General features: G+C 29.1%; 27 protein-coding genes and 3 tRNA genes. 27 read left to right on the forward strand and 3 right to left on the reverse strand.

From position 1 onward, the window contains the following. Positions 1-2: 2 nt before the first annotated feature. The 6 genes from QIA46_RS03435 to mvk are packed head-to-tail and all read left to right on the forward strand — an operon-like array spanning position 3 to position 6,285. A complete protein-coding gene (locus tag QIA46_RS03435; RefSeq protein ID WP_317268436.1) occupies positions 3-1,226 on the forward strand; it encodes a hydroxymethylglutaryl-CoA synthase in 1,224 nt (407 codons plus the stop codon). Continuing rightward, the gene (gene fni, locus QIA46_RS03440; protein ID WP_317268569.1) at positions 1,210-2,274 is read left to right on the forward strand and encodes a type 2 isopentenyl-diphosphate Delta-isomerase; all 1,065 of its coding nucleotides are present in this window, start codon (positions 1,210-1,212) and stop codon (positions 2,272-2,274) included. Before QIA46_RS03435 ends, fni begins: the two co-directional genes overlap by 17 nt. After that, a complete protein-coding gene (locus QIA46_RS03445; protein ID WP_317268570.1) occupies positions 2,264-3,532 on the forward strand; it encodes a hydroxymethylglutaryl-CoA reductase, degradative in 1,269 nt (422 codons plus the stop codon). The genes fni and QIA46_RS03445 overlap by 11 nt, the downstream gene beginning before the upstream one ends. Then, positions 3,516-4,454, forward strand: coding sequence for a diphosphomevalonate decarboxylase (gene mvaD, locus QIA46_RS03450; RefSeq protein WP_317268437.1), 939 nt, complete (start codon positions 3,516-3,518; stop codon positions 4,452-4,454). The genes QIA46_RS03445 and mvaD overlap by 17 nt, the downstream gene beginning before the upstream one ends. Beyond that, positions 4,445-5,398, forward strand: a complete 954-nt coding sequence (locus QIA46_RS03455) for a GHMP family kinase ATP-binding protein (protein WP_317268438.1) — start codon at positions 4,445-4,447, stop codon at positions 5,396-5,398. The genes mvaD and QIA46_RS03455 overlap by 10 nt, the downstream gene beginning before the upstream one ends. Then, on the forward strand, positions 5,392-6,285 hold the full coding sequence (gene mvk / locus QIA46_RS03460) for a mevalonate kinase (RefSeq protein ID WP_317268439.1): 894 nt from the start codon (positions 5,392-5,394) through the stop codon (positions 6,283-6,285). The genes QIA46_RS03455 and mvk overlap by 7 nt, the downstream gene beginning before the upstream one ends. A gap of 8 nt (positions 6,286-6,293) precedes the next feature. Here mvk and QIA46_RS03465 read toward each other — a convergent pair. Both QIA46_RS03465 and QIA46_RS03470 read right to left on the reverse strand, forming a co-directional pair. Beyond that, a tRNA-Val gene (locus QIA46_RS03465) sits at positions 6,294-6,367 on the reverse strand. 43 nt (positions 6,368-6,410) lie between these two features. Continuing rightward, complete coding sequence (locus QIA46_RS03470) at positions 6,411-6,878, reverse strand: BB0689 family surface lipoprotein (protein WP_316256364.1); 468 nt, start codon at positions 6,876-6,878, stop codon at positions 6,411-6,413. Between the two features lie 84 nt (positions 6,879-6,962). On the opposite strand from QIA46_RS03470, the gene QIA46_RS03475 reads away from it, so the two are divergent. The 14 genes from QIA46_RS03475 to rnc all read left to right on the forward strand — a co-directional run bounded on the left by QIA46_RS03475 (position 6,963) and on the right by rnc (position 17,202). Next, a complete protein-coding gene (locus tag QIA46_RS03475; RefSeq protein ID WP_317268440.1) occupies positions 6,963-7,499 on the forward strand; it encodes a Dps family protein in 537 nt (178 codons plus the stop codon). Positions 7,500-7,572: 73 nt separating this feature from the next. Then, positions 7,573-9,582, forward strand: coding sequence for an elongation factor G (gene fusA, locus QIA46_RS03480; protein ID WP_317268441.1), 2,010 nt, complete (start codon positions 7,573-7,575; stop codon positions 9,580-9,582). A gap of 277 nt (positions 9,583-9,859) precedes the next feature. Continuing rightward, positions 9,860-11,068, forward strand: a complete 1,209-nt coding sequence (gene badR / locus QIA46_RS03485; RefSeq protein ID WP_317268442.1) for a host adaptation transcriptional regulator BadR — start codon at positions 9,860-9,862, stop codon at positions 11,066-11,068. Between the two features lie 62 nt (positions 11,069-11,130). Beyond that, a complete protein-coding gene (gene ffh / locus QIA46_RS03490; protein ID WP_317268443.1) occupies positions 11,131-12,465 on the forward strand; it encodes a signal recognition particle protein in 1,335 nt (444 codons plus the stop codon). Positions 12,466-12,477: 12 nt separating this feature from the next. Next, positions 12,478-12,738, forward strand: coding sequence for a 30S ribosomal protein S16 (gene rpsP / locus QIA46_RS03495; protein WP_317268444.1), 261 nt, complete (start codon positions 12,478-12,480; stop codon positions 12,736-12,738). After that, positions 12,739-12,987, forward strand: coding sequence for a KH domain-containing protein (locus QIA46_RS03500; RefSeq protein WP_002557283.1), 249 nt, complete (start codon positions 12,739-12,741; stop codon positions 12,985-12,987). Positions 12,988-12,990: 3 nt separating this feature from the next. Then, the gene (gene rimM / locus QIA46_RS03505) at positions 12,991-13,491 is read left to right on the forward strand and encodes a ribosome maturation factor RimM (RefSeq protein ID WP_317268445.1); all 501 of its coding nucleotides are present in this window, start codon (positions 12,991-12,993) and stop codon (positions 13,489-13,491) included. Next, the gene (gene trmD / locus QIA46_RS03510) at positions 13,488-14,207 is read left to right on the forward strand and encodes a tRNA (guanosine(37)-N1)-methyltransferase TrmD (protein ID WP_317268446.1); all 720 of its coding nucleotides are present in this window, start codon (positions 13,488-13,490) and stop codon (positions 14,205-14,207) included. The genes rimM and trmD overlap by 4 nt, the downstream gene beginning before the upstream one ends. Next, positions 14,185-14,550: a 50S ribosomal protein L19 gene (gene rplS / locus QIA46_RS03515; protein WP_317268447.1), complete on the forward strand. Its 366-nt coding sequence runs from the start codon at positions 14,185-14,187 to the stop codon at positions 14,548-14,550. Before trmD ends, rplS begins: the two co-directional genes overlap by 23 nt. A 370-nt stretch (positions 14,551-14,920) precedes the next feature. After that, complete coding sequence (locus QIA46_RS03520; protein ID WP_317268448.1) at positions 14,921-15,460, forward strand: hypothetical protein; 540 nt, start codon at positions 14,921-14,923, stop codon at positions 15,458-15,460. 1 nt (position 15,461) lies between these two features. After that, positions 15,462-15,953 (forward strand): pantetheine-phosphate adenylyltransferase, encoded by a 492-nt coding sequence (gene coaD, locus QIA46_RS03525; RefSeq protein ID WP_316256372.1) that lies wholly within the window; start codon positions 15,462-15,464, stop codon positions 15,951-15,953. A 63-nt stretch (positions 15,954-16,016) separates the two neighbouring features. Further along, complete coding sequence (rpmF, locus tag QIA46_RS03530) at positions 16,017-16,199, forward strand: 50S ribosomal protein L32 (RefSeq protein ID WP_002557290.1); 183 nt, start codon at positions 16,017-16,019, stop codon at positions 16,197-16,199. 23 nt (positions 16,200-16,222) lie between these two features. Continuing rightward, positions 16,223-16,465: an acyl carrier protein gene (gene acpP, locus QIA46_RS03535; protein WP_317268449.1), complete on the forward strand. Its 243-nt coding sequence runs from the start codon at positions 16,223-16,225 to the stop codon at positions 16,463-16,465. Further along, positions 16,465-17,202 carry a ribonuclease III gene (rnc, locus tag QIA46_RS03540; RefSeq protein ID WP_317268450.1) on the forward strand — a complete coding sequence of 246 codons (738 nt, stop codon included), beginning with the start codon at positions 16,465-16,467 and terminating at the stop codon, positions 17,200-17,202. Before acpP ends, rnc begins: the two co-directional genes overlap by 1 nt. Here the strand turns inward: rnc and QIA46_RS03545 are convergent. Next, positions 17,173-18,405: a CCA tRNA nucleotidyltransferase gene (locus QIA46_RS03545; RefSeq protein ID WP_317268451.1), complete on the reverse strand. Its 1,233-nt coding sequence runs from the start codon at positions 18,403-18,405 to the stop codon at positions 17,173-17,175. The two genes, rnc and QIA46_RS03545, sit on opposite strands and share 30 nt — an antisense overlap. A 113-nt stretch (positions 18,406-18,518) precedes the next feature. On the opposite strand from QIA46_RS03545, the gene QIA46_RS03550 reads away from it, so the two are divergent. From QIA46_RS03550 to rpoD, 7 genes are all read left to right on the forward strand, one after another. Then, complete coding sequence (locus tag QIA46_RS03550) at positions 18,519-20,288, forward strand: hypothetical protein (protein WP_317268452.1); 1,770 nt, start codon at positions 18,519-18,521, stop codon at positions 20,286-20,288. A gap of 5 nt (positions 20,289-20,293) precedes the next feature. Further along, positions 20,294-20,617 (forward strand): hypothetical protein, encoded by a 324-nt coding sequence (locus tag QIA46_RS03555; RefSeq protein ID WP_317268453.1) that lies wholly within the window; start codon positions 20,294-20,296, stop codon positions 20,615-20,617. An 87-nt stretch (positions 20,618-20,704) separates the two neighbouring features. Further along, positions 20,705-20,778, forward strand: a tRNA-Thr gene (locus QIA46_RS03560). 4 nt (positions 20,779-20,782) lie between these two features. Continuing rightward, positions 20,783-20,864, forward strand: a tRNA-Tyr gene (locus QIA46_RS03565). Positions 20,865-21,071: 207 nt separating this feature from the next. Further along, positions 21,072-22,103 carry an endolytic transglycosylase MltG gene (gene mltG, locus QIA46_RS03570; RefSeq protein WP_317268454.1) on the forward strand — a complete coding sequence of 344 codons (1,032 nt, stop codon included), beginning with the start codon at positions 21,072-21,074 and terminating at the stop codon, positions 22,101-22,103. Positions 22,104-22,108: 5 nt separating this feature from the next. Continuing rightward, positions 22,109-23,890, forward strand: coding sequence for a DNA primase (gene dnaG, locus QIA46_RS03575; RefSeq protein WP_317268455.1), 1,782 nt, complete (start codon positions 22,109-22,111; stop codon positions 23,888-23,890). A 3-nt stretch (positions 23,891-23,893) separates the two neighbouring features. Next, positions 23,894-25,789, forward strand: a complete 1,896-nt coding sequence (gene rpoD / locus QIA46_RS03580; RefSeq protein WP_317268456.1) for an RNA polymerase sigma factor RpoD — start codon at positions 23,894-23,896, stop codon at positions 25,787-25,789. Positions 25,790-25,799: the final 10 nt, after the last annotated feature.

Raw genomic sequence — 25,799 nt, forward strand, 5'->3', positions numbered from 1 at the left:
ATATGAAAATAGGTATTAGTGATATTAGAATTTTTTTACCTTTAAATTATTTAGATTTTTCTATTCTTTTGAAAAATCCTTTATATTCTTCTAATGAAGTTTTTTTTAAAAAAATCAATAGAGCAATAGACTCAACCTTGCAAAAAGGTTTTAGGTTTACTAGTCCTAATGAGGATAGTGTAACTATGGCAAGTTCGGCTGTTAAGCTTATTTTTGACAACAATAATCTTGATTTAAGCAAAATTAGAATGCTTTTGGGTGGAACTGAGACCGGTGTTGATCATTCAAAGGCCATTTCTTCTTATGTTTTTGGAGTTTTAAGGCAATCTGGTATTTATCTAGGAAATAATTTTCTAACTTTCCAGATTCAACATGCGTGTGCTGGGGCTGCTATGTCTTTGCACACTGTGGCAAGTGTTTTAAGTTATTCTAATGATTCCGAATATGGCATAGTTTTTTCTTCAGATATTGCGCATTATAGCAATCTTACTACGGCTGAGATTACCCAAGGAGCTGGTGCAACTGCAATTTTGATTGAAAAAAATCCAAAGATACTTTCGATCAATTTATCTGAATTTGGAGTTTATACCGATGATGTTGACGATTTTTTTAGGCCTTTTGGAAGTGTTGAAGCTAAGGTGCGAGGTCAGTATTCAGTTGAATGTTACAATAATGCAAATGAGAATGCTTTAAGAGATTTTGCTTTCAAGAAGCAACTTAGCATGAAAGATTTATTTTCTAATTATAGGTTTGTTTTGCATGTTCCTTTTGCTAAAATGCCAATAGATTCAATGCATTATATTTTGAAAAAATATTATAGTGATGACGAATCTGTTAGAAATGCTTATTTAGAGTCAATAGATTTTTACGATGGTGTTGAAGCTGCTATGGAAGTAGGGAATTTGTATACGGGTTCAATTTTTCTATCTTTAGCATTTTATTTAAAAAGAGTATTTTCTAAGAAAGACATTACAGGGGAAAAGATATTGTTTTGTTCTTATGGATCTGGCAATATTATGATTATTTATGAACTTACCATTGAAGAGGGCGCTTTTGATGTTGTTAAATTATGGGATCTTGATGAGCTTATAAAAACTAGAAATAATGCAAATTTTGAAGAATATAAAGATTTTTTTCAAAATAAAATAGTTCCTGGTGAATCCAGAGGATTTTATTTGAAAGAATTAAGGAATGATGGATACCGAGTTTATGGGTATCGAGCCTAATATATTGGAAAATAAAAAAAGGCATATTGAGATTTGTTTAAATAAAAACGATGTTAAAAGTAGCTGCAATTTCTTAAAGTTTATTAAGCTAAAACATAATGCTCTTAGTGATTTTAATTTTTCCGAGATAAACACAAAAGAAGAGATGTTTGGATACAATATTAGCATGCCTGTTTTTATTTCTTCCATGACAGGAGGCAGTAAAGAGGGTAATAACTTTAATAAATCTTTAGTTAGAATTGCAAATTATTTAAAAATTCCTATGGGCTTAGGTTCTTTTAAGCTTTTGTTTAAGTATCCTGAGTACATAAGAGACTTTACTCTTAAAAGGTATGCTCATAATATTCCTTTATTTGCCAATATTGGTGCTGTTCAGATTGTTGAATTTGGTATTTCTAAAATAGCTGAAATGATCAAAAGATTGGAAGTTGATGCAATTATTGTTCATCTTAATGCAGGACAAGAATTGATGAATGTTAATGGAGATAGAAATTTTAAAGGAATAAGAGAGTCAATAGCCAAATTATCTGACTTTTTAAGTATTCCATTGATTGTAAAAGAGACAGGTTTTGGGATTTCACCAAAAGATGTTAGGGAATTATTCAGTCTTGGCGTTTCTTATATTGATCTTGCGGGGAGTGGTGGAACCAATTGGATTTTAGTAGAAGGCATTAAGGGCGATAATCTAAACATTGCGTCTTGTTTTTCTGATTGGGGAATTCCTTCGATTTTTACTTTACTTAGTGTTGATGATTCTCTAAGGGCCAATATTTTTGCATCTGGTGGATATGAAACAGGTATGGATATTGCTAAAGGCATTGCCCTTGGAGCTAGACTTATAGGCGTTGCAGCAGCTGTTCTTAGGGCTTTTTATAATTCAGGAGAAGATGCTGTATTTAATCTTTTTTCTGATTATGAGCATGTTTTGAAAATGTCTATGTTTTTAAGTGGAAGCAAAACTTTATCAGAGCTTAGAAATAATAAGTATTTTTTGAGTAGTTATTTACTTGATGAGCTTGAGGTCTTTAAACAGTTTTATGGAACTTAGTGAAAATTTTAGACATAAAAGTGTTTTAGAAAAAAGGCAAGAGATAAAAAGTTTTTTGGGATTATCTTTTAAAGATTTTTTTTATAATAATGCCAATGAAGATTTTCTTTTTAATATGATAGAAAATTATATTGGATATTTATCTTTTCCTATTGGAATTGTAAAAAATTTGAAAATAAATGGCAAATACTATTCTTTGCCAATTGCAACAGAAGAGCCTTCTGTTGTTGCTGCCTTAAATTTTGCGGCAAAGATTCTTGAAAATGCTGATTTAAGTTATTCTTTGGGCGAAGTGCTGGGAATTTCTCAAATTTATATAAAATCGGAAAAAGATTTAAGTAAAATTTTTGCTGACCTTGGTGATAAAATCAAAACTTGGGTTGAACCCCTTTTAACCAATATGAATCAAAGGGGAGGTGGGTTTAGAAGGTTGTCAACCAGGTACATTAAAGAGCTTGGTATTCAAAAATTAAATCTTTATGTGGATACTTGCGATGCTATGGGCGCTAATTTGCTAAACTCAATTTCAGAGCGCGTAGCAGAGTTTATTTTTTTAGAATTAGGATATGAGTGTGTTTTAAAAGTTTTAAGCAATGATATTAGTGAATTTACAGCCAAAGCTCGCTTTGTTTTAGATTTTAAACATTTGCTACTAGGCAAAGAGGATTCTTGGAATTTGGCTAAAAAAATTGAACTTATTTCTAGTATAGGTTTTTACGAGGAAGAGCGAGCTGTTACTAATAATAAAGGTATTATGAATGGAATTACAGGGGTATGTCTTGCAACTTTTAATGATACAAGAGCTCTTGAGGCTTCTGTTCATAGATTTGCTTCAAAAAGCGGTAAATATCTTCCCCTTAGTAAATTTTATACGACTGACAATTCTTTGGTTGGAGAAATTGAAATTCCTTTGCAAGTTGGAACTAAGGGCGGGGTTATATCTTTTAGTGAAGCTTCGATTTTAAGTTTTAGAATTATGAATGTAAATAGTAAGAGCGAATTTATTGGTATTCTCTCATGTGTTGGACTTGCTAGCAATTTTGCAGCATTAAGGGCTCTTGCATTTAATGGAATTCAAAAAGGTCACATGAGATTGCATGTTAATAAAATACTCTACCTTTTAAAAACAAAATATAATATTTCTGATTTGGAGAAAGACAAATTATTATTAGAAATGGAAAGAATGAATATTTATTCTTTTGATTTTGCTTTTGAAATTTTAAAAAAAATAAGGTTAGAGAATGAAAATAAAGTGTAAGGTTCATTCAAGCTTGGCTTTAATTAAATATTGGGGCAAGAAGGATGCTTTTTTAAACATTCCAGCCACTTCTAGTCTTGCTGTTAGTGTTGATAAGTTTTATTCAATAAGTGAGCTTGAACTTTCAGATCGAGATGAAATAATTTTAAATTCAAAGCCAGTTATATTAAAAAATAGAGAAAAGGTGTTTTTTGATTATGCAAGAAAAATTCTAAATGAACCGAATGTTAGATTTAAAATTAAAAGTAAAAACAATTTTCCAACAGCAGCAGGTCTTGCAAGTTCAAGTTCAGGTTTTGCCTCTATTGCTGCTTGTATTTTGAAATATTTTAATAAATATTCTTGTAATAGCGCATCTAATCTTGCAAGAGTAGGATCAGCTTCTGCTTCAAGAGCTATTTACGGGGGGTTTACTATTTTAAAAGAGGGTTCAAAAGAATCTTTTCAATTAAGAGATCAATCTTATTTTAATGATTTACGAATAATATTTGCCATAATTGATAGTAATGAAAAAGAATTGTCTTCAAGAGTTGCAATGAATATTTGCAAGCGTCATGAATTTTATTATGATGCTTGGATTGCTTCTAGTAAAAAGATTTTTAAAGATGCTTTATATTTTTTTTTAAAAAAAGATTTTATACGTTTTGGAGCAACCATTGTAAAAAGTTATCAGAATATGTTTGCCTTAATGTTTGCATCTTCTATTTTTTATTTTAAAAATAGTACAATAGATTTAATTAGGTATGCTGCTGATTTGAGAAATGAAGGTATTTTTGTATTTGAGACAATGGATGCGGGCCCCCAAGTAAAGTTTATTTGTTTGGAGGAAAATTTAAATATCATTTTAAAAGGACTTAAGCAAAATTTTACTGGCATTGATTTTATTGTTTCAAAGGTTGGGCGTGGCTTAGAATGGATTTGATTAGTTTTTCTGTACCCGGAAATTTGCTTTTAATGGGGGAGTATACTATTTTAGAGGAAAAGGGATTGGGGTTGGCAATTGCCATCAACAAGAGAGCATTTTTTTCTTTTAAAAAGAGCGATTCTTGGCGGTTTTTTAGCAAAAAGAGAAAGATAGACGATTTTTCTTTAATAGAAAATAGAAACGACTTTGTTTTTAAAATGTTTTCTTACTTAAGTCAAAAATGTTTTTTTAATCTAGACAGCTTTGCATATGATATATATATTGATACAAGTAATTTTTTCTTTAATGATGGAATTAAAAGGGGATTTGGTTCAAGTGCTGTTGTTGCTATTGGTATAGTTTGTGGGCTTTTTTTAATTTATAATGCGGCCAATGTTGTTGATAAGGTTGAAATTTTTAAATATTGTTTAGAAGCTTACAGGCATTCTCAAGGAGGAATAGGCAGCGGATATGATATTGCTACTAGTATTTTTGGGGGTGTTATTGAGTTTGAAGGTGGTTTTAATCCTAAATGTAGGCAGTTAGGCGCTTTAGAGTTTAATGATTTTTATTTGATGCGGGGTTTGCAAGCTGTTAAAACCACTACTTCTATTTACAAATACAATAAACATAGAGATTCTATTTTAGACTTTATATTGAAATGCAATTTGGAGATGAAAAAACTTGTTTTAAATGTTAGCAATTCTAATTCTGCATTAATTTCTAGCTTAAGAAGGGCTAAAGAATTGGGATTGGCAATAGGAGAGGCAATAGGAGTTTCGGCAGCTTTGCCTTCAGATTTTGATCACCTTTTGGGTCAATGTGATCTGATTAAAGCTTTGGGAGCCGGAAATGAGACTTTTTTAGTTTACAGGCCCAATATTAAAGCTTTTGATTTGTCAAAAATTATTCCAATTGTTTTAGAGCATGAAGGCATTAAGTTTGAAAGCGATGAATGTTAAGAATAAGAAAGCCTGCTAAAATATTGTTCTTAGGAGAACATAGTGCTGTTTATGGGTTTCCAGTTATTGGAGCTACAGTTCCAATTTATATGGAACTGGTTTATAATGTGTCTAAAAATTGGAGATATTTAGGAAAGCCCAGCGAGAGATTAAATAGCCTTATAAATTTTATTGTTTCAAATTATAGTAAAGTTAATCCGATTAAGTTTGCTATAATTTCTGAAATTCCTATTGGAGTTGGTCTTGGTTCTTCTGCCAGTCTTAGTTTATGCTTTGCAGAATATATTACAAGTCATTTTGAATATAAAGATTGTAATAAAATTTTGTTGGCAAATCAAATTGAAAACATTTTTCACGGCAAATCTTCTGGAATGGATATTAGGCTAATTGATCTTGGTGGAACTTTTTATTTAGAGAAAAAAGCAAATGTTTTGCATTCAAAAAGAATAAAAGATTCTGGTTTTTATTTTTTAATAGGAGCAATAAAAAGAGATTTAACAACTAAAGAGATAGTTCTCAATTTGAAAAAACATCTATTATCCAATCCGGGGGTATTTGTTTTTATTGAAAAACTTGGTCTTACCGTAAGCAACTCTTATGTTTCTTTCCAGAATAAAGATGTGTATTCTTTAGCTAATGAAATGAATGTTGCACAATATTGTTTAAAGCGATTGGGTTTGTCTAATGATACTCTCGATTGGCTGATAAGTAGGGGAATCAAATTGGGCGCTCTTTCTGGTAAGTTGAGTGGAGCTGGTAAAGGGGGAGCGTTTATTTTTCTTTTTGAAAGTCTAAGAAAAGCTAACACAGTGCAAAAAGAATTAAATAATATGCTTAAAAATTCTAAAATAAATCTAATTTTAGAGCTAAAAGTAATTGAGGTTTAGATTGTTTTTGGGCCCAGAGAGATTCGAACTCCCGACATCCTGCTTGTAAGGCAGGCGCTCTGACCAACTGAGCTATGAGCCCTTTTACTACTAATAAGTAGTATACAGTATAAGCTTTAGTGGTGTCAATTCTTATATTTTCTTTTTCCAAAAAGAACTACAAATATATCTATATTGTCAGCTGTTTTTAATCTATAGCCACCTATTTTGTCGGTATCTGTATTGATAAGAGCTTCTTTGTGGCTTGGACTATTAAGCCATGCATTAACTACTCTGTTAAGTTCAATTCCTGATGCCAGTATTTCTCTTGTTAAATTAAAGGAGTTGTCGTATTTATGTATTCTTTGCATTGGGGTTGTGCCAAAAAGGGTATGAGTTAGCGTTTTGTTTTCTCCTAGTTTAATAGCATATTCTTTTGCAACTTTTTCTAGGGTATCGTCTATTTCTAGATGGTTTAGATTTAGCTTTTTTCTCAATTCAGCAATTTCTGAATATAGAATTTTCATATCTTCTTTTGTATTTATTTGGTGCATTGTGTTTAAATTGCACGCTTGAGATAAAAACAATGTAAAAATTAAAAACAATTTTTTCATTAAATATCCTTTTAATTTATTATAGTGTTAAAATCATAATTATATCTCATTATGTATTATAATAATTATATAAAGGAGATAGTTATGGAAAAGTATTTAAGCTATATAAAAAAGGATGATTTAGAAGCAATACAATTAAAATTACAAGAGTTGTTAGCAAGTTTGCATATTTTTTATTCTAATTTAAGAGGTATTCATTGGAATATGAAAGATACCAATTTCTTTGTTATTCACGAAAAAACACAAAATCTTTATGAATATATTGAAAAAATTATTGATGTTATTGCAGAGCGCTCAAGAATGCTTGGATATGATTCTGAATTTAGATATTCTGAGTTTATGAAAAAATCCTTTATTAAGGAGCTTGATATTGAATCAACTTCAAATTTTTTGCCTTCAATGCAAAACATTGTTTGCAGTATTGATGAGATTTTGAAAAATATTTTTGGAATGAGAAAATTGCTTGATACTGCTGGTGATTATGGTACGGCTAATATTATGGATGATATCATGAGTGATCTTGAGAAGCATTTATGGATGCATAAGGCAATACTTGAAAATTGTAATTGTTTTTGTCATGATGAGCATGAAAGCAAGTATTGTGGGTGCGACACAAAATAACAATTTTATTAAAAGGGGCAACTTCTACTAATGAGTTTATCTGCATTAAGGCTGTAGTTGGTGTTGGAGATTTATGAGTATTAGAAATATTGGAATTATGGCCCATATTGATGCTGGTAAAACTACTACCACAGAAAGAATTATTTATTATACTGGCAAAAGCCATAAAATGGGGGATGTAGATTCAGGAAACACTATTACTGACTGGATGCCTCAAGAGCAAGAAAGAGGAATTACTATTAGTTCAGCTGCTATTACTTGCCATTGGAAGGATTGCCAAATAAACATTATTGATACTCCTGGACATGTTGATTTTACGGCAGAAGTTGAAAGATCTCTTAGAGTTCTTGATGGGGGTGTTGTTATTTTTAGTGCTGTTGATGGGATTCAAGCCCAAACAGAAACTGTATGGAAACAGGCAGAAAAATATGAAATCCCACGACTTGCTTATGTTAATAAGATGGATAGAATAGGTGCTGATTTTTTTAAAGTTGTGGGAGATATTGAAAATAAATTTCAAACCATTCCTTTAGTTTTGCAAATTCCAATTGGAAATGAAAGCAATTTTGAAGGAGTGGTTGATATTCTTTTAAATAAAGAGCTTCATTTTTCAATGGAAAATGGAATTCCAAAATTAACTTATAGTCAAATTAGAGAAGAATTTGTTGAAAAAGTGATTCTTTTTAAAAAAAAAATAATAGACATTCTTAGCCAATTTAGTGAAGAAATTACTCAATTGTTTCTTGAAGATAAAGAGATTGGCTTAGATATTATTAAAAGAGAGATTAGAAGAGGCACTATTTCTAGATTTATTATTCCTGTTTTAATGGGAACTAGTTTAAAAAATATTGGAATAGAGCCTTTGATTGATTCTATTGTAGATTACTTGCCAAGTCCTTTTGAAAAAAGTTTTAGTGCTTTTTCTTTAGATGCAAATAAAAAAATTTTAGTTGATCCTAATGAAAATAAAAAATTGTCAGCTCTTGTTTTTAAAGTTCAATATTCAAGTGTAATTGCTGCTCATCTTTATTTTGTTAGAGTTTATTCTGGTGAAATTAATTCTAATAAAAGAATTATCAATGCTTCAAATGGTAAGCGTGAAAAGTTTACAAAAATTTTTAGAGTTTTCTCAAACAAAAATGAACAAATAGATTTTGTAAAAACAGGCGATATTGGCGCTGTTTTAGGATTAAAGTTTTCTGTTACAGGAGATACTCTTGTTGAAGAAAACAATAATGTTTTGCTTGAATCTGTTATGTTTCCAGAGCCGGTTGTTTTAATGTCTGTTGAGCCTGAAAGATCATCAGATGAGGTTAGGTTAAAGGAAGTTTTTGAAATAATATCCAAAGAAGATCCTACCTTTAGTTATTCTGAGAGTAAAGAAACAGGGCAATTGATTATATCTGGAATGGGCGAATTACATCTTGAGATTATTTTGACAAGAATTAAAGATGAATTTAAGCTTAATGTTTATACAGGAAAACCTCAAGTAAGTTACAGAGAAAGTGCTGGTAAAATTGTAAAAGAAGTTTTTGAGTTTAACAATATTTTTGGTGGCAAAAATATTGATTTTAAAATTGGAATGATCATTAAGCCTTTGTCACGGGGCGAGGGAAATAAAATTGATTTTGAATGCAATATTGATTCCGCGATTAAGTCTGCAATATTGAGGGGAATTACAGCCACATTTGTAAGTGGAATTTTTGGATACCCTATTGTTGATATTAATGTTAGCATTTTTTCTATTATTTGTGGTGCTAATAAGATTAGTGAGAGTGCTTTTGAGTCAATTTCAGGATTTGCTTTTCATAGTATTTTCCAAAAATCAGATCCTATTAGACTTGAGCCAATTATGTTATTAGAAATTAGAACACCTATTGAGCATACAGGAGAAATTATTTCTACACTAAATGTTATAGGGGGCGTTGTTCATTCGGTTAGCAATATTGGAGAGTATGATTTGATAAAATCAGAGGCGGCGTTTGAGAAACTTTTTGGGTATGCTTCTATTTTAAGAAGCTCTACTAAAGGAAGAGGTAGTTTTACTATGGAATTTTCTTATTTTAAGGAAAAAATAAGTTAAAGTTATTAGTTTTTAAGGTAAAATGGCTTTTTTTGTGTTTATTATTTTTAAACCCAATTAATTTTTATTGATGAGTTTTTATGTAAAAATGATTTTATTCCTTTTTTTGTCAAGCTTTAAGTTTTTGATAGTTTATGAATGTGATTTTATGATGTAAAATATTTTTTAGCCCTATAAAGGCATTTTTGTCTTTTAAGAATAGATAAAATATTGTATTGGTTTTTTTAATATGATATTTTATAATATTTTTTTATTTTAAAAATAAAGGAGGTGTATTATGCAGGGTGAAAATATGGTCTCAATTAGAGGCGGAAATAGAAGAAAAATTCTTCTTAGCTTGAAAAATATGCAATATTCAAGAACAGACCTGGCTCGTAAGTTGACCTTAACAAATGCTGCAGTTACTATTTTGACTAATCAAATGATAAAAGAAAATCTTTTGATCGAAGTTGGTTCTAGGGTGTCTGATGTTAAAAAACATGGACGAAAAGAAATACTTCTTGATATTAATAAAGATTATGCGTACTCAATGGGAGTTATTATTTCTAGCAATTATTTTCAAATAGGTATTGCTAATCTTAAATGCGAGGTTTTAATAAGCGAGACTCATTCTTTTGAGCCCCCAGTTAGTGCTTATGATATTTTAGAAAAAATAAAAGATCATATGATAGAAATTATTTGGAAGCATAATTTCTCAAGAGATAAGTTTATTGGCTTAGGCTTTAGTATTACAGGATTAATAAAGGATAAAGAATTGGGCATTGTTAATGATAGTTATGGGGCATGGGTTGAAAAAGATGTTCCTGTTAAGAGAATACTTGAAGAATACTTTTCGCTTACAGTTTACCTTGAAAGTTATGTTAAAAATTTATCCCTTGCTGAATTTATGGGCAAAAATATAGATAATATTATGTTTTTTGACTACACAGATACCGCTGAACTTTCGATTTGGTCAGGTGGCAATGTTTATCCTGGTTTTAATAATAAATCAGGCATGGTTAGTCATATGATAATTGATTATGAAGGAGAAAAAAATTGTCCAACTTGTGGTAATAAGGGTTGTGTTAATATGCTAATATCTAATTTTGCTTTGCAGAGATTGATTTCAAAAGAGTTTATGAATGGGGAGATTCCTGAGCTTTATGAAAAGTATGAAGGCAGGTTGAAAAAGGTTACAATATATGACATTTTTTCTCTTTATGAAAAATATGATTTTATAAATAAAATTATGCAAGATACTGTTAAGTATTTGGCAATAATTATTATTAATATTCAAAGAATGCTTGATTTTAATTATTTAGTACTGTATGGTCAAAGTTTTAAATTAAAAGCCTTTTTTGATTTGTTAAAAGAAGAGATTAAAAAGCTTAATAAAGAAAATATAGTATTAAAGATTAGTTCATTAGACACCGAAGTTTCTGTTGTTGGGCCTGCTTCTAGTGTTATTTTTAATAAATTTTATTTGACAGGGGGAGATATTGATTAATATTGCCTTTTTTTGTATCTTATATTTGACAAGATTATTTTTGAGAATAAGGGTTATTTTTAATGCTTGAAAGTTTGGGGTCAAATTTTAGAAATTTTATAAACTATCTTTCTGGAAAATCTACAATAAATGATAAAAACATTGCAGAGGCTATTGAGATTATTAAAAATTCTTTAGTTGATGCCGATGTTAACTTAAGAGTTATAAGGCGTTTTTTAAATTCTATAATTGAAGAATCCAAGGGAGTAAAAGTTTTAAGGGGTATTGATCCAAAATCTCAGTTTATTAAAATTGTCAATGATAATCTTGTTAAATTTTTGGGAGGCAAGAGTTATGAGCTTAGTTTACATCCTGTCAATAAACAATCTTATATTCTTATGTTGGGACTTCAAGGATCTGGCAAGACCACAACATGTGCCAAGCTTTCTTTAAAGCTTAAAAAGGAAAATAGAAAAGTGCTTCTTGTAGCTGCTGATACATTTAGAGCAGCAGCCGTAGATCAGTTAAAAATATTGGGTGGCCAAATAGGTGTTCCAGTATTTTCAATTGAGGGGGAAAAAGATCCTATTAAAATTGTTAAAGCATCTATGAAGTTCGCCGAGTCTAATTTTTTTGATTCTGTAATAGTTGATACTAGAGGACGACTTGAGGTTGAATCTTTGTTAGTTGAAGAGATAAAAAAAATCAAGGGGATTTTGCAACCCGCAGAAACCATTTTAGTGGTAGACTCTATGATGGGTCAAGTTGCTGTAAATGTTGCTAAGGAATTTAATGAAAATGTTGGACTTACTGGTGCAATATTTTCTAAGTTTGATTCAGATACTAGAGGGGGCGCTGTATTATCGTTTAAAAGTATTTGTGCAGTTCCTATTAAATTTATTGGTGTTGGAGAGAAAATCGAGGATCTTGATTCCTTTTACCCAGAAAGAATTGCTTCTAGAATTCTTGGCATGGGAGATGTTGTTAGTCTTGTAGAGAAGGTTCAAAGTGTTGTTGATAAAGAAGAGGCTATTAAGCTTGAGGAAAAAATCAATAAAGCCAGTTTTAATTTTGAAGACTATTTGAGTCAATTTAGGCGAATTAAACAAGTAGGAGGGTTTTCTAATTTTGTAAGTTTTTTACCGGGCGTTTCAAAATCAATGCTGAATAGCAATAATTTAAATGAAGAGAGTTTTAATAAAGAAGAAGCTATTATTCTTTCTATGACAAAAAAAGAAAGAATAAATCCAGTGATTTTGAATAATCCTTCAAGAAAAAAAAGAATAGCCTTAGGAAGTGGAACAACTGTTTTTGATGTTAATAAGCTCATAAAAAAGTTTAGTCAAACAAATTTGATTATGAAAAAAATGAAAAATAAAGATTTTCAAAGTAAGATTGCATCCCTTTTGGGAAAATAAGGAGGAATAAATTTGAGCGTTAGGATAAGATTGAAGAGAATGGGAGCTAAAAAAAGGCCTTATTATAGAATTGTAGTTATGAATTCTACATCTCCTAGAGATGGTAGAGCAATTGAAGAGCTTGGTTATTATCATCCTGTTGAAAAGCAAAACCAAATAAAAATTAAAGAAGATAGAATGAAAGATTGGATAAGCAAGGGAGCAATTTTAAGTGATACGGTGAAAATGCTTTTAAATAAAAACAGCTTGAATGCGAAAAATCAGGAGGTTTAGATGAAAGAGTATGGGAATGAGATTGAGCTCATAGAGTTTATAGTAAAGTCTCTTGTAGATAAAGAAGATGAAGTGAAACTAAATGTAATTGAGGGAGAAAAATCAACTATTTTGGAATTAAGGGTTTCTCAAAGCGATGTAGGTAAGATAATAGGAAGACGAGGACGTATTGCACGAGCTATTAGAACTTTACTTGGAGCGTGTGCTGCTAAAACTAATAGGCGAGTGCAACTCGAAATTTTAGATTAATTTATGTTTATTAAAGGCGTTATATTATCGTCTTATGGAGTTAATGGGTATGCTAAGGTTAAAAGCATATCCAATAATTTTTGTGATTTTATTAATCTGAAAAACAATAAAGTGCTTTTAAAAAAAAACAATGCTTCTGATATTGAAGTTAAAGTTGTGGATGTTAATGTAAGAGGCAATTCATTATTTTTAAAGTTTGAAGGAATTAACACTCCAGAGGCAGTTAAGCCGGTGATTGGTTTTGAATTGTGGGTTGATGATTCTCTTGCGTCGAGCTTAAAAGAAGACGAATATTATTTAGGAAAACTGATTGGCTATTCTATTGTTAATAGCAATAAAAAACTAGGAGAGGTTGTAGCTTTCTTTGAATATTTAAATAATGTATTTCTTGAGGTTAAAGTGGGTATTAAATTTTTCTTTATTCCCTTTTTAAGCATTTATATTGGAGATATAAATGCTCAAGAAAAAACAATTGAGCTTAAGGTTTTAGATCTTTTAAAATGAAATTTACAGTTTTATCTCTTTTCCCAGCAATAATTAAACCATTTTTTGAAAATTCAATAATGAAAAAGGCTATTGACAGGGGAATAGTAAGTTTTGAGCTTGTTGATGTTAGGGATTTTTCAAAAGATAAGCATAAAAGATGTGATGATTTGCCTTACGGAGGCGGAGCTGGGATGGTATTGAAGGCTGAACCTATTTCTTTTGCTCTTGAGCATGTAGAAGCTGTCAAGAAAACAACAATATTCTTAAGTCCTTCTGGAATAAAGTATACCCAAGAGTTGGCGTATTCCTTGTCAAAAAAAGAAGAAATTGTTATAATTTGTGGAAGATATGAAGGAATTGATCAGCGTATTGTAGATTTGTATGTTGATCTTGAGATTTCTATTGGAGATTATGTTTTATCTTCAGGAGAGATTGCAGCTCTTGTTTTAATAGATAGTGTATATAGACTTTTAGATGGAGTAATAAATCCTAATTCTTTATTAGAAGAATCATTTGGTGTAAAAAATGGATTGCTTGAATATCCTCATTATACCAGGCCCTATGATTTTAAGGGGGTAAAGGTTCCAGAAGTTCTTGTTTCAGGACATCATGAAAATATAAAGAAGTGGAGACTTGTTAAAGCTAGAGAAAAAACTAAGAAAAATAGATATGATTTATACCTTAAATATTTAGAGATAATAGGAGAAGATAATGGATTTGATAAGAAAAATTGAAGCTCAGAATAAGAAAAATGAGGCTTTTGTTTTTAATGTGGGAGATACTGTGAGGGTTTTTTATAAAATTATTGAGGGTAGTAATGAAAGGTTACAGAGTTTTGAAGGGATTGTTATTGCTTTTCAAAACAAGGGAATTAGCAAAACATTTTTGATTAGAAAAATTTCCTCAGGAATAGGTGTTGAAAAAATTTTTCCAGTATATTCTCCTATTATAGAAAAGGTTGAAGTTTTAAGAAAAGGAAAGGTTAGAAGGGCAAAGCTTTATTATATGAGGAATAGAATTGGTAAAGCTGCTATGAAGATAAAGGAGCGTCTTAATATTAAAAAAGTTAAGCATTAAGTTTTTGATTATTTTAAATTTTTTAGCAAATTAAGTCATAAGATGAATCAAATTAGATTGATATTAAGAATTATTTTTGATTGATTTTTTGTTTTGTAAATTTTTATTCAAGATTTAGTAAGATTTTTACTGCTTTAAGAAATAACTTGGGTAAGTTTGGTTGTGTATTAATTCTAATTAAGAACATTGATTAACCATTCTTATTAAATTTCAATATGGATTTAATTGTGCTTTTGTCTTTAAAAAGCTAAAGATTTAAAATTTCGATCTTTTGAAAAACTTTTAAGCTATGTGAGTGATTTTGTTCTTAAATATTTGTTTTTGGTTTTATGCAGAGTCAATATTTATTCTGTAGTTAAGGGGGTTGATTTTGAAATATACTCAAAGTAAGTTTAAGAGTAGTAATTTTCAGAAACACAATAAACGTTTTTATAGTTTTAAGAATAAAAGATTAAATTCTGAGAGTAAAAGTCAAAATGTTGCCCCGCTAAATAGTTTTAATAATAAATCGACTGTTTTGAATACAGATAAACAAAATGTTTTTAAAGGTAAGTTTAGAAGAAAAAGTATAAAATTTAGAACAAGGATAAATCTTGATATTGCTTGTGCTATTTGTGAAAAAAAAATAAATGATATTGTTTGTAGTATGTCTTTAAAGGTTGAAAATGAAGATAAACCCGTTCATTTTGATTGTGTTATCAATAAATTAACAGTTGAGAATAATCTTTCAAGTAATGAAAAATTGGTTTATAGGGGTGCTGGTAAATTTTTTGTTGTGGATACATCTTCTAGAGGGGAATATTTATATTTCAAAATTATTAAAGAAATTGAATTTGAAAATTTAGAAGAGCAGCCAATATGGCGTAAAAAAATTCTTAAAGATATTAATAGAGGGTTTAGGCTTTCTTGATATGAAGGTGGCGGTTTTTCCAGGATCTTTTGATCCAATTACTTGGGGCCATATTGATTTAATTAAAAGATCTTTGGCTATTTTTGATAAAGTTGTTGTTTTAGTAGCTAAAAATAAATCAAAAAAATATTTGCTAAGTGATGTTGAGAGGTTTAATCTTACAAAAGAAGTTGTCTCATCTTTAAATTTTTCAAATGTACTTGTAGATAGGTATAGCGGGTTTATTGTTGATTATGCATTAATTAATTCTATTAAATTTATTGTTAGGGGAATTAGGGCTTTTAATGATTTTGATATAGAGTTTGAAAGATATCTTGTTAATAATAAGTTAAATTTTAAAATTGATACTATATTTTTACCAAGTAGTGCAGAGCATTTATATGTAAGGTCAGATTTTGTAAAGGAATTAATGAACAAAAAGGATGTTGATCTTTCTAATTTTGTTCCAGAATTGGTGTTTAATGTATTAAAATCTAAGTTTATTGACAAATGACTTGGTTAATATATATATTATTAAGATAATTTAATGTAGTTTAAAAGTAGTTAGGAGAAAGTAATGGCTGTTCCAAAATTTAAGCCTTCAAAATCTAGAAGTAGAACAAGGCGTAGCATAAATATGAGAAAGAAAATTCCGCAATTTCAAGAATGTTCTAATTGTGGGAATCTTGGAGTGAGACATAGGATTTGTTTAAAATGTGGATATTATAGGAATAACCAATATCTAGAAATAGGTTTGTAGCTTGTAGCAAGGAAGGTGTATTCATGGATAATGATGAAATTTTTAGCAAGGTTAGGTCTATTATATCTGAGCAACTTGATAAAAAAGAAGATGAAATTAATATAGACTCTAGATTTGTTGAGGATCTTAATGCAGATAGTTTAGATATTTATGAGCTTTTGTATTTGCTTGAAGAGGCCTTTGATGATAAGATTCCAGAGAACGAAGCCAATGAATTTGAGACGGTAGGCGATGTTGTTAATTTTATTAAAAAGAGAAAAGGTTGATGAAAAAAAATTCTTCCGATTTTTGTTTGAGTAGTGAAAGAAAAGCTCAATTAAATGAATTTTTGGAAAATTTGAGCATTAATTTTAATGATTTTGATTTGTTAAATACAGCATTGAGCCATTCGTCTTATTCTAATGAGTTGGATCAAAAATCTAGCAATAATGAGAGATTAGAGTTTTTGGGAGATTCTGTGCTTAATTTAATTATTACAGATCATCTTTATAAAACTTATCCAAATAAAAGTGAAGGAGAGCTCAGTAAGGCTAGATCTTATATTGTTAGTGAAGATTCTTTGTCTAATATTGCTAGAGAGATTAATCTTGGTTCTTACATTTTACTTGGCAGAGGAGAGGAGAGTAATGATGGCCGAAACAAGAAAGGTATTCTTGCAGATGCTATTGAAGCCTTTGTGGGCGCTATTTATCTTGATAGTGGATTTTCAAGAGCAACAGAATTTGTGGTGGGGCTTTTTGATATGTATATAAGATTGATGTTTAATAGGGGTGATTTTAAAGATTATAAGAGTTTGTTGCAAGAATATGTTCAAAAGAAATACAAAATCTCACCAAGTTATAAGCTAGACAAGGAAATAGGCCCAGACCACGATAAAGTTTTTTGTGTTGAACTTTATGTTGGGGAAAATTTTATATCAAACGGGAAGGGCAAATCTAAAAAAGAAGCCGAAATGAGAGCGGCCGAAGTAGCTTTAAAAGCTATGGAAAATATTAACCTTTAAAGTTTTAATTTTTTTCATAAGATAATTTTTAGTATTAAGCTTGGGATTTTCAATTACGCAGCTTAGTAGTATGTTTAAAATTTTACCTATATTTTTATTGTCTATTTGTTTTAGATTTTGTATATCTTTTCCATTTATTTTTAAATCTTTTAAAGAGAGAGGATTTTTCAGCAATTTTTTTCTTTTTATGTTTTTTGTTATGAATAAATATTTTTTCTTTTTTCCTTTGAGCGCTTTGTATATATCAATTATTTCTTTATAATGTTCTCTTGTGCTCTTGCTAAGTAAATATCTAATATCGCTTAATTTTTTGACATTAAAAATATTGTTATTATCGATTATGCTTCTATAAAATAAAATTAGCTTAATTTCTTTATTTGAGAATTTAAGTAAAGTTAATTTATCTTTTAGTTCTTTTATAGGTTTTTTAATTGTCAATATTGTGATTGCCTTTAAATAAAATTTGTCTTTATCAAGTAGGGCAATTTTTTTGATTAATTTTGTTTTTATTTCTAGATTGAAAAAATTCTTAAAAAAATTGACTTTTTTAAGATAATAAATTCCTTTTTGTATGTTTGTGCCTTCTAGCAATTTGTGAAATTCATTTTTTATTCTTTCTTTTGAAATCATTAAAATATTTTCTTTTTTATATTTCATTGAAATTAAAGTATTTTTTTCAATGTTAAAATTAAGGGTGGATGAAAATCTTGCTGCTCTAAGTATTCTAAGAGCGTCTTCTTCAAATCTTTTATTTGGATTTCCTATGCATCTTATTATTCTCTTATTAAGGTCTTTCCCTCCGCTATAGCAATCTATTATGTTGAAGCTGAAAATATCCATTGCAATTGCGTTAATTGTAAAATCTCTTCTTTCAAGATCTTTAATTAAATTTTTAGTGTATTCTACTTGTTTAGGGGCTCTGTTGTTTTCATATTCTTTTTCTATTCTGTATGTTGTTATTTCAAAGACTTTTTTATTAAAAATAATACCAATTGTTCCATGTTTTATTCCTGTTTTAATGTTGTTTGGAAATAATGTTATTATTTCTTCAGGAGTTGCATTTGTTGCAAAATCAAAATCGTAAGGTTGCTTATTAAGCAGCAAGTCTCTTAAAGCGCCTCCAACCAGATAAAATTCATAGTTGTTTTTTTTAAATATTTTGCCAATTTTAATTATATTTTGAGTATCTTTGCCTAGATTCATATAAAATTATATTATAGTGTAAATATTTTTTTTCTAAAATTGATTTACAATTTTAATTTATTTGAAGTATGTTATAAGTAATGCTTTATTTTAAATGGTTTTATTGGGGTTTTATGAGTGATAATAACAATAGTGTATACAATTCTATAGGTCAACTTTCAAAAGAGACTAAAAATAGGTTGATGAATGATATAAAAAAAAGCTTAGGTTTGAATTCTTCCGATTTTGTTTTACCCAATAGTAGCAATGAGCCTTATGTTGATTCTCAGCTTGAAAAATTTCTTTCGGGGCGTTTAATGGAAGAATCATTTCTTATTAGAATGTGGTTAACTATTTTAAATTTTTTTCAGAAAGATAAAAGTAAAGAAGATATTTATAAAGCTTATGTTATAAAAAACCTGGAAAATCAAGTTAATGAAATGTGTAAAAATCCAGTAATAGATTTTAAGAGAGAATGCTTGCATATTGGTTTTGTAGAAATGTTTTTTAGTGTTTACCGATATTCAATGGAATTGAAAGAATTTTTTAAGAAATTAGAAAAAGGTGGCATTATTGTTGAGCAAACCATTTTAGAAATTATTCAAGGCAAAATTCTTAATTCTAAAAAAAATTTGGAAGATTTTTTAGATGAAGGCGAATATGAGCTTTTTTTGAAAAAAGAAAAAACTCAAAACGATTTAGAAGCATCTCTTAAAATCAAGATAAATGAGTATATTAATTCTATTTCATCTAATACTTACAAAATTGTCTCTGATATGTTTGAGTTTTATTATGTTTTTAATAGTTTAGCGTTTTTCCCTTATAAATCTTTTTTTTCATTTTTCAATGTAGATCTGTTAGATAATGCTGAAAATATTAGCATTGTTGACCTTGAGGTTGGATTTGGAACTAGCTTTTCAAGTGTTAGTAAGTATTTGAATTCTTTTTTTGACATTTTGTATACATTAAAAGATATTGAGATAGATGAGGATATCATTAAAAGCATTATATCGAATTATTTTTCAATATCTGATGATATTAGTAATTCAGAGATAATTTCAAGAGAAGATCATATATCTCGAGTAGAATACGTATTGAAAAATGTGTTATCGATTGTATCTAAAATTGTTGGCTTGTCAAGAACTTTGCCCTATTTAGATGTTTTTAAAGTATATTGCAAAAACCCTGCTGCATCTCCTAAAAAATATGTACCCTTTTTTGATGTAAAAAATTTTTATGAGAACATTTTATTTTTAAATGTTATGGGTCAGGCTATTAAAAAGCATGAAAGTTCTTTAAAAATTCTTGTGATCAAAGAAATAAAAAATCTTGTCAGAGATCCTGGGGTAGTTTTAAATTTAAAGGGTGAGATTTTTAATGAATTAAATGGCAGGTATAGTTTTAAAAAGTTATATTTTCTTAATGATTTTTTTAAAAACATATATGATATTAGAATGATGGAAGTTTTAAGAACTATAAATAATGTCGTATTAATTAATAATCATGATTTGAGAAATACATATGTTGACATTGAAAATAATATTACTGTTTTGAAAAAAGAAATTTATAATATTTACTTTGAAATTGATTATAAAAATGAAGAGTTTGAAAGGTATAAAAGAGAGAGTAAAATTGATGACCCTTATAGGGAAAGGATTTTGAAGTGGTGCTCAAATGAATCGGCTTCTATTGATAAGGTTTCAAATAGATTTGTAGATTATTTTATTGAGCTTAAAAAGAGATGTTTAGCTCTATTGGAAAATCAGAATGTTTTTATTCGAAAATCTTTAACGGTTTCTTACAAATCAATGGTAAATGAAAATAAAACAATTACATTAGCCGATGTTATTGGCAATCTTTTGGAAATCATAAATCAGGCACTTTTTATAATAAAAAATTTATAAATTTTATGAAGGTTTTTAAAGTAAAAAATCTAAGACGTTTTTCAAATTTTATTAGAATCTTGGTTATTGTATTGTTTTTAAATTCTTTATTGAGTTTATTTGTGTTTTTGGCTGGTTCTTACAATATTTTTGTTTACAATTTTCAGAAATTCTATCTTGATTTTACTATTATTTTAAGCTCTGTTTCTTTTGGTCTTGAATCTACTAGGTTGATATTTTTTTATTTATTGAGAAATAAAAAAATTAATTACTATTTAATTTTAATGTTTAGTTTTGTGATTTTTTTTTGTGCTCTTGTTTTTAAAATTTTTCTTTCTGGCAACAAATAGATCAAAAAGGATATTGTATTAATTATTTATCATTATTCTATTGACTAATGAATTTTATTTTTATAAACTAACTATTAGTTTATATTTGCCGACTTAGCTCAGCTGGCCAGAGCAGCGGTCTTGTAAACCGCAGGTCGTCGGTTCGAATCCGACAGTCGGCTTTTAGGGGCGGTACCGAAGTGGTTAACCGGGGCAGACTGTAAATCTGTTGGCTTTGCCTACGTGGGTTCGAATCCCACCCTCCCCAATTTAGTGGGATTGTAAGTGATTGTCTTTTTATAATTTTGATTATGATCTTTTAAATGTGTAATGTCGTTTCATTTTGGTGCTTGTATTTTTGTCTATTTATAAAGTTGTTATTGGTTATAAAATATGATGTTAGCTACCAATTAAAATTTTTAATTGGTAGCTAAAGTGTAATTAGTAAAAACTTTTGCTTAGCTAGGAGATTCTTGTGCTTATTAAAATTGGGAAAGTATTTATTCTTTTCTTCTTTTTAGGATCTATTTTGTCAATTTTTATATATTTCTTAAATTTATCTTCTTTAGCAAATGGCTTAGTTTATGAATTTAATATTGAGAAAGGTTGGGGAGTCAAAAAAATAGCTAAGGAATTGAAAAATCAAAAGTTAATTAAATCTGAACTGCTTCTTGTTTTTATTTCGTATATTTTAGGCAGTGATAAACAATTTAAAGAAGGAAGATATTCAATCAACGGAGATCTTTCTACGTTTGAAATATATAAAGAGTTTTTAAAGGGATCTTCTAATGTAAATATTGATGTCACAATACCTGAAGGGTATACTAGCAGAAGAATCGCTTTAAAGCTTAAAGAATTTTCTGTCATTGATAATATTCAAGATTTTATTTTTTTAATCAATAATAAATCATTTATTTATGAACTTGGATTTGATTACGATTCTCTTGAAGGATTTTTATTTCCAGATACTTATAAATTTTATAAGGGCATAGAAATAAAGAATGTAGTTCGTATGTTTGTTGATAATTTTTTAAGTAAGCTTAAATCTATAGGCGTTGTTTTTAGTAATTATTCAAGTAAGGAGCTTTACAATAGGGTAATAATAGCATCTATTGTTGAACGCGAGTATAGGGTTAAAAGCGAAGCCCCAATAATGTCTTCAGTTTTTTATAATAGAATAAAATCTGGTATGGCATTACAATCCTGTGCCACTATTGAATATGTTATTACAGAGGAGCTAGGACGAAGCCATCCTAAGAGAATTTATTTTTCAGATTTAGAGATAGATTCTCCTTATAACACATATATTAATAAAGGATATCCTCCCGCTCCAATTTCAAATGCCGGTATTATTTCGCTGCAAGCAGCTTTTTTCCCCAAAAATACGCAATATTTATTTTTTGTGGTAAAAGACTCTAAGTTGGGCACCCATCAATTTTCATCAGATTATTCTTCACATCTTTTAGGGGCAAAAGATTATATTAAGAATTTTATTACTAAGGATTGAGAATTATGAAGTATTTACAAACGGCGGCCTCAATTAAAAGCAAATTTGATATTGTAACTATTGTGGAGCAGTATATTAAGCTTGTTAAATCGGGATCTGCCTATAAAGGACTTTGCCCTTTTCATGCTGAGAAAACTCCCTCTTTTTTTGTAAATCCTTTGCAAGGATATTTTTATTGTTTTGGATGCAAAAAGGGTGGGGATGTTATTGGATTTTTAATGGATATGGAAAAAATCAATTACAATGACGCTCTTAAGATTTTATGTGAAAAATTCGGTATTCATTATGATGATTTAAAAATAAGTAGAGAAAGTGAAAATAAAAATGAAAATAAAGACATAGTTTCAAAAATTTACTCTTTGAATTCTAGGCTAATTAATACAATTAAATTTTTTTTGAATAAAAACAAAAAAGCTTTAGATTATGTTTTAAAGAGTAGAGCAATATCTAAGGAAATCGTTGATTTATTTGAACTTGGATATTTGCCATTTAACATTAAAAATGGGTTAGAGCTTCATGATTTTTTGATTTCAAAAGGATACTCTTTTGAAATACTTAGAAAAAGTGGTTTGTTTTCAAAAACTAATCCAAAAGCCTCTATTCTATCTCAAAGATTAATTTTTCCAATTAAAGATTTTAAAGGAAATGTTGTTGGTTTTGGGGGTCGAGATTTAGATGGGAAAAGTTCTAAGTATATTAATTTAAGTGAAACTGAAGTTTTTAAAAAAAGGGAACTTCTTTATGGATTTTATGAGGGTTTTGAGGAGATTAAATCTACAAAATCAGTTATATTGGTAGAAGGATATATAGATGTTCTTGCTTTTTTTGCATCTGGGATTAAGAGAGCTGTGTCTACTCTTGGCACTGCTTTTTCAAAAGAACATCTAGCTTTGATTCAAAGATATGCTGATGAGATAATATTGTCTTTTGACGGGGATGATGCTGGGCTTTCTGCAACTTTAAAAGCTTATCAAATTTGTTTGCCATTTAATATCAATGTTAGTGTTGTTAGAATGGATTTTGGTCTTGATCCCGCAGATGTTTTTAAAAGTGAGGGTGCACACGCTTTGCAAAAAATTTTAAATAATAGATGTGATGCTTTTGAATATCTCTTAGATATTTATTCTAATAAATATGATTTAAATAAAACTGTAGATTTAAATGCCATGATTAATTTATTTTTAAATTTGATAAATTTATCAAAAGTAGATACTCAGAAAAAAATTTTTTTAGACAAGCTAAGCAATAAGCTTGGTATTGGTGTGACAACTTTATTAAAAGATTATTATAGAATAAAAGAAAGATTTGTAGTTGACAATAATAAAAGAAATTTGTATGCTCATAATGATGATTCTTATGAGAGGTATCTAATAGTAGCTTTGTTGAAAAATTTTAATTATTTTAGTACAGTAAGGCGCAATATTATTGATAGTGATTTAGTTAATATTGATGCCAGAAAAATTTTTATGTGCTTTGAAAATTTATTTGAAAATAATAAAGATTTTTCATTAATGGATTTAAAAAAAGATTTAAAGGATACCTATAAAGTTAGTGAATTTTTTTTTGAAGAAATTTTAAATTCTGAGTTTGAAGTAGATGATGAGATGCTCATTCATATTTTACTTGCAATCAAGAGAAGAAAATTAGATTCTCGTGTTTTGCTTTGCAAAAAAAGATATGATGGGGACTCTTTGGTAAATGCTAAGATTCAAATAAATGAGTTAATGTTTTTAAATATGCAGAGAAAAAATTTAAAAATCTACATAGATGATGTTCCAGGGAGTTAGGTTTTGTCGGATTTGGAAAAGAAGTATTCGAAACTGATAGAGGGTATTATTACTCATTTAGGGGATAGAAAATCTCTTAGTTTTAGTGAATTATCAAATTTACTTCCCGATGACATATTAGAACCAGAGATTCTTGATTTTATTTGCTCTGTTCTTGAAGATAGGGGCATAAGGTTAGTTAATAAAATTTCGGAATTAGATCTGGTTGTCAGCGAAGATGGAAATGATGAAGAGGAAGAAGTTGAAATTGAATCTGATAGAAATTTTATGATTTTAGATGATGGGTTTCAAAGTGATGAGGAAGATATTGGCATTGATGATAAGCTGGATGATTGTGATGAAGAAGATATTTCTGTCAAGGATGATTTAGGTTCAGGGTATATTAAAAACAATGCCTTGAAAGATAGCCACTCAGAAGATCCAATCAAACTTTATTTAAAGGAAATAGGAAAAGAGTTTTTATTAACGGGAAATCAAGAAGTTGAACTTGCAAAACAAATGGATTCTGGGGAGAGTATCATTGAGAATATTCTTAAGAATGAAGGACTTGTTATAGAAAATTATTATAATCTTGTGAATACTATTTATTCAAGAATGGAAAGGGAAGAGTTTTTTAAAAGAGAAAAAGATAAGGATAAAGAGAATAGTCCGGATTATTATAATAAAAAAAAAAGAATTGCCTCTTTTTACAAAATTCCTTTAAAACCAATTCAAGATCGTTTAATAAGTTATGTAGATAATAAGCATAGGGTGTATGATCTTGGGGGGGATATTTTTGAAAAGAATTTAAAAAAAGAAAGATTAGCTCTAAAGGAGCTTTTAAGAGACATTCCTTTGTATCAAGAGGAACTAAGGATTTTTTCAGATGATTATATTGACTCTGCTAATAAAATAAAGGATTTGCAAAGACAGCAAAAAATAATTCTAAGCAGATTGAAAATTGAAAAAATAAGAGATTTGAGAGTTCTTGGAAGAGATTTGACTATTGCTGAAAAAAAAATAGAGATAGAAAAATCTCTCAAACTTAAAGAAGATGCTATTAAAGAGCAGATCACAGAGGCTCAGCTTGCTCAAAAAGAACTTGAAAGAATTGAGATGTATTATGAATATCCAACGGATAAAATAATAAGCATGTCAGAAGAAATTGCTAAAGGCAAGCAAATGATGCAGCACGCTAAAGATCAATTAATTAAGGCTAATTTAAGGCTTGTTGTAAGTATTGCTAAAAAATATGCAAACAGAGGTCTTCATTTTTTTGACCTTGTTCAAGAAGGCAATATTGGATTGATTAAGGCTGTTGAAAAGTTTGAATATAAGAGAGGTTTTAAATTTTCAACTTATGCTACTTGGTGGATTAGACAAGCTATAACAAGATCTATTTCTGATCAAGCTCGCACAATTAGGGTTCCTGTGCATATGATTGAACAAATAAATAGGCTTAATAGAGAAACTAGATATTTAATTCAAGTTTTAGGCAAAGATCCCACAGATGAAGAGCTTTCAGACAGACTTGGATGGGAGCTTAAAAAGGTAAAAACGGTAAAGAGTGTTTCAAGAGAGCCCGTTTCTCTTGAAACACCAATTGGAGAAGAGGAGGATTCTGTTCTTAGCGATTTTATTGAGGATAAGGCAATAAAAAATCCCGCAAATCACACATCTTTTGTAGTTTTGCAAGATCAAATAAGAGCAATTCTTGGAACTCTTCCTGAAAGAGAACAAGAAGTTGTAAAAATGAGATTTGGGCTTGAAGATGGCTATTCTTTAACTCTTGAAGAGGTTGGACTTCATTTTAATGTTACAAGAGAAAGAATTAGACAAATTGAATCTAAGGCATTAAGGCGGCTTAAAAACCCCAAAAAAACTCAAAAGTTAAAAGATTATCTTGAAGATTTAAATTGAACGGAGGATT

The organism is Borreliella carolinensis (assembly GCF_032595855.2).
Lineage (GTDB): Bacteria > Spirochaetota > Spirochaetia > Borreliales > Borreliaceae > Borreliella > Borreliella carolinensis.

Excerpts from the sequence above, each read along its gene's own strand:
- QIA46_RS03545 (WP_317268451.1), bottom strand. The coding sequence starts at position 18,405 with ATGAATCTAGGCAAAGATACTCAAAATATAATTAAAATTGGCAAAATA.
- ffh (WP_317268443.1), top strand. The coding sequence starts at position 11,131 with ATGCTTGAAAGTTTGGGGTCAAATTTTAGAAATTTTATAAACTATCTT.
- QIA46_RS03455 (WP_317268438.1), top strand. The coding sequence starts at position 4,445 with ATGGATTTGATTAGTTTTTCTGTACCCGGAAATTTGCTTTTAATGGGG.
- rimM (WP_317268445.1), top strand. The coding sequence starts at position 12,991 with ATGTTTATTAAAGGCGTTATATTATCGTCTTATGGAGTTAATGGGTAT.
- rplS (WP_317268447.1), top strand. The coding sequence starts at position 14,185 with ATGGATTTGATAAGAAAAATTGAAGCTCAGAATAAGAAAAATGAGGCT.
- QIA46_RS03435 (WP_317268436.1), top strand. The coding sequence starts at position 3 with ATGAAAATAGGTATTAGTGATATTAGAATTTTTTTACCTTTAAATTAT.
- fni (WP_317268569.1), top strand. The coding sequence starts at position 1,210 with ATGGGTATCGAGCCTAATATATTGGAAAATAAAAAAAGGCATATTGAG.
- QIA46_RS03555 (WP_317268453.1), top strand. The coding sequence starts at position 20,294 with ATGAAGGTTTTTAAAGTAAAAAATCTAAGACGTTTTTCAAATTTTATT.
- mvaD (WP_317268437.1), top strand. The coding sequence starts at position 3,516 with ATGAAAATAAAGTGTAAGGTTCATTCAAGCTTGGCTTTAATTAAATAT.
- QIA46_RS03500 (WP_002557283.1), top strand. The coding sequence starts at position 12,739 with ATGAAAGAGTATGGGAATGAGATTGAGCTCATAGAGTTTATAGTAAAG.
- rnc (WP_317268450.1), top strand. The coding sequence starts at position 16,465 with ATGAAAAAAAATTCTTCCGATTTTTGTTTGAGTAGTGAAAGAAAAGCT.
- dnaG (WP_317268455.1), top strand. The coding sequence starts at position 22,109 with ATGAAGTATTTACAAACGGCGGCCTCAATTAAAAGCAAATTTGATATT.
- acpP (WP_317268449.1), top strand. The coding sequence starts at position 16,223 with ATGGATAATGATGAAATTTTTAGCAAGGTTAGGTCTATTATATCTGAG.
- QIA46_RS03470 (WP_316256364.1), bottom strand. The coding sequence starts at position 6,878 with ATGAAAAAATTGTTTTTAATTTTTACATTGTTTTTATCTCAAGCGTGC.
- trmD (WP_317268446.1), top strand. The coding sequence starts at position 13,488 with ATGAAATTTACAGTTTTATCTCTTTTCCCAGCAATAATTAAACCATTT.
- rpmF (WP_002557290.1), top strand. The coding sequence starts at position 16,017 with ATGGCTGTTCCAAAATTTAAGCCTTCAAAATCTAGAAGTAGAACAAGG.
- mvk (WP_317268439.1), top strand. The coding sequence starts at position 5,392 with ATGTTAAGAATAAGAAAGCCTGCTAAAATATTGTTCTTAGGAGAACAT.
- coaD (WP_316256372.1), top strand. The coding sequence starts at position 15,462 with ATGAAGGTGGCGGTTTTTCCAGGATCTTTTGATCCAATTACTTGGGGC.
- QIA46_RS03550 (WP_317268452.1), top strand. The coding sequence starts at position 18,519 with ATGAGTGATAATAACAATAGTGTATACAATTCTATAGGTCAACTTTCA.
- badR (WP_317268442.1), top strand. The coding sequence starts at position 9,860 with ATGCAGGGTGAAAATATGGTCTCAATTAGAGGCGGAAATAGAAGAAAA.
- fusA (WP_317268441.1), top strand. The coding sequence starts at position 7,573 with ATGAGTATTAGAAATATTGGAATTATGGCCCATATTGATGCTGGTAAA.
- QIA46_RS03445 (WP_317268570.1), top strand. The coding sequence starts at position 2,264 with ATGGAACTTAGTGAAAATTTTAGACATAAAAGTGTTTTAGAAAAAAGG.
- QIA46_RS03475 (WP_317268440.1), top strand. The coding sequence starts at position 6,963 with ATGGAAAAGTATTTAAGCTATATAAAAAAGGATGATTTAGAAGCAATA.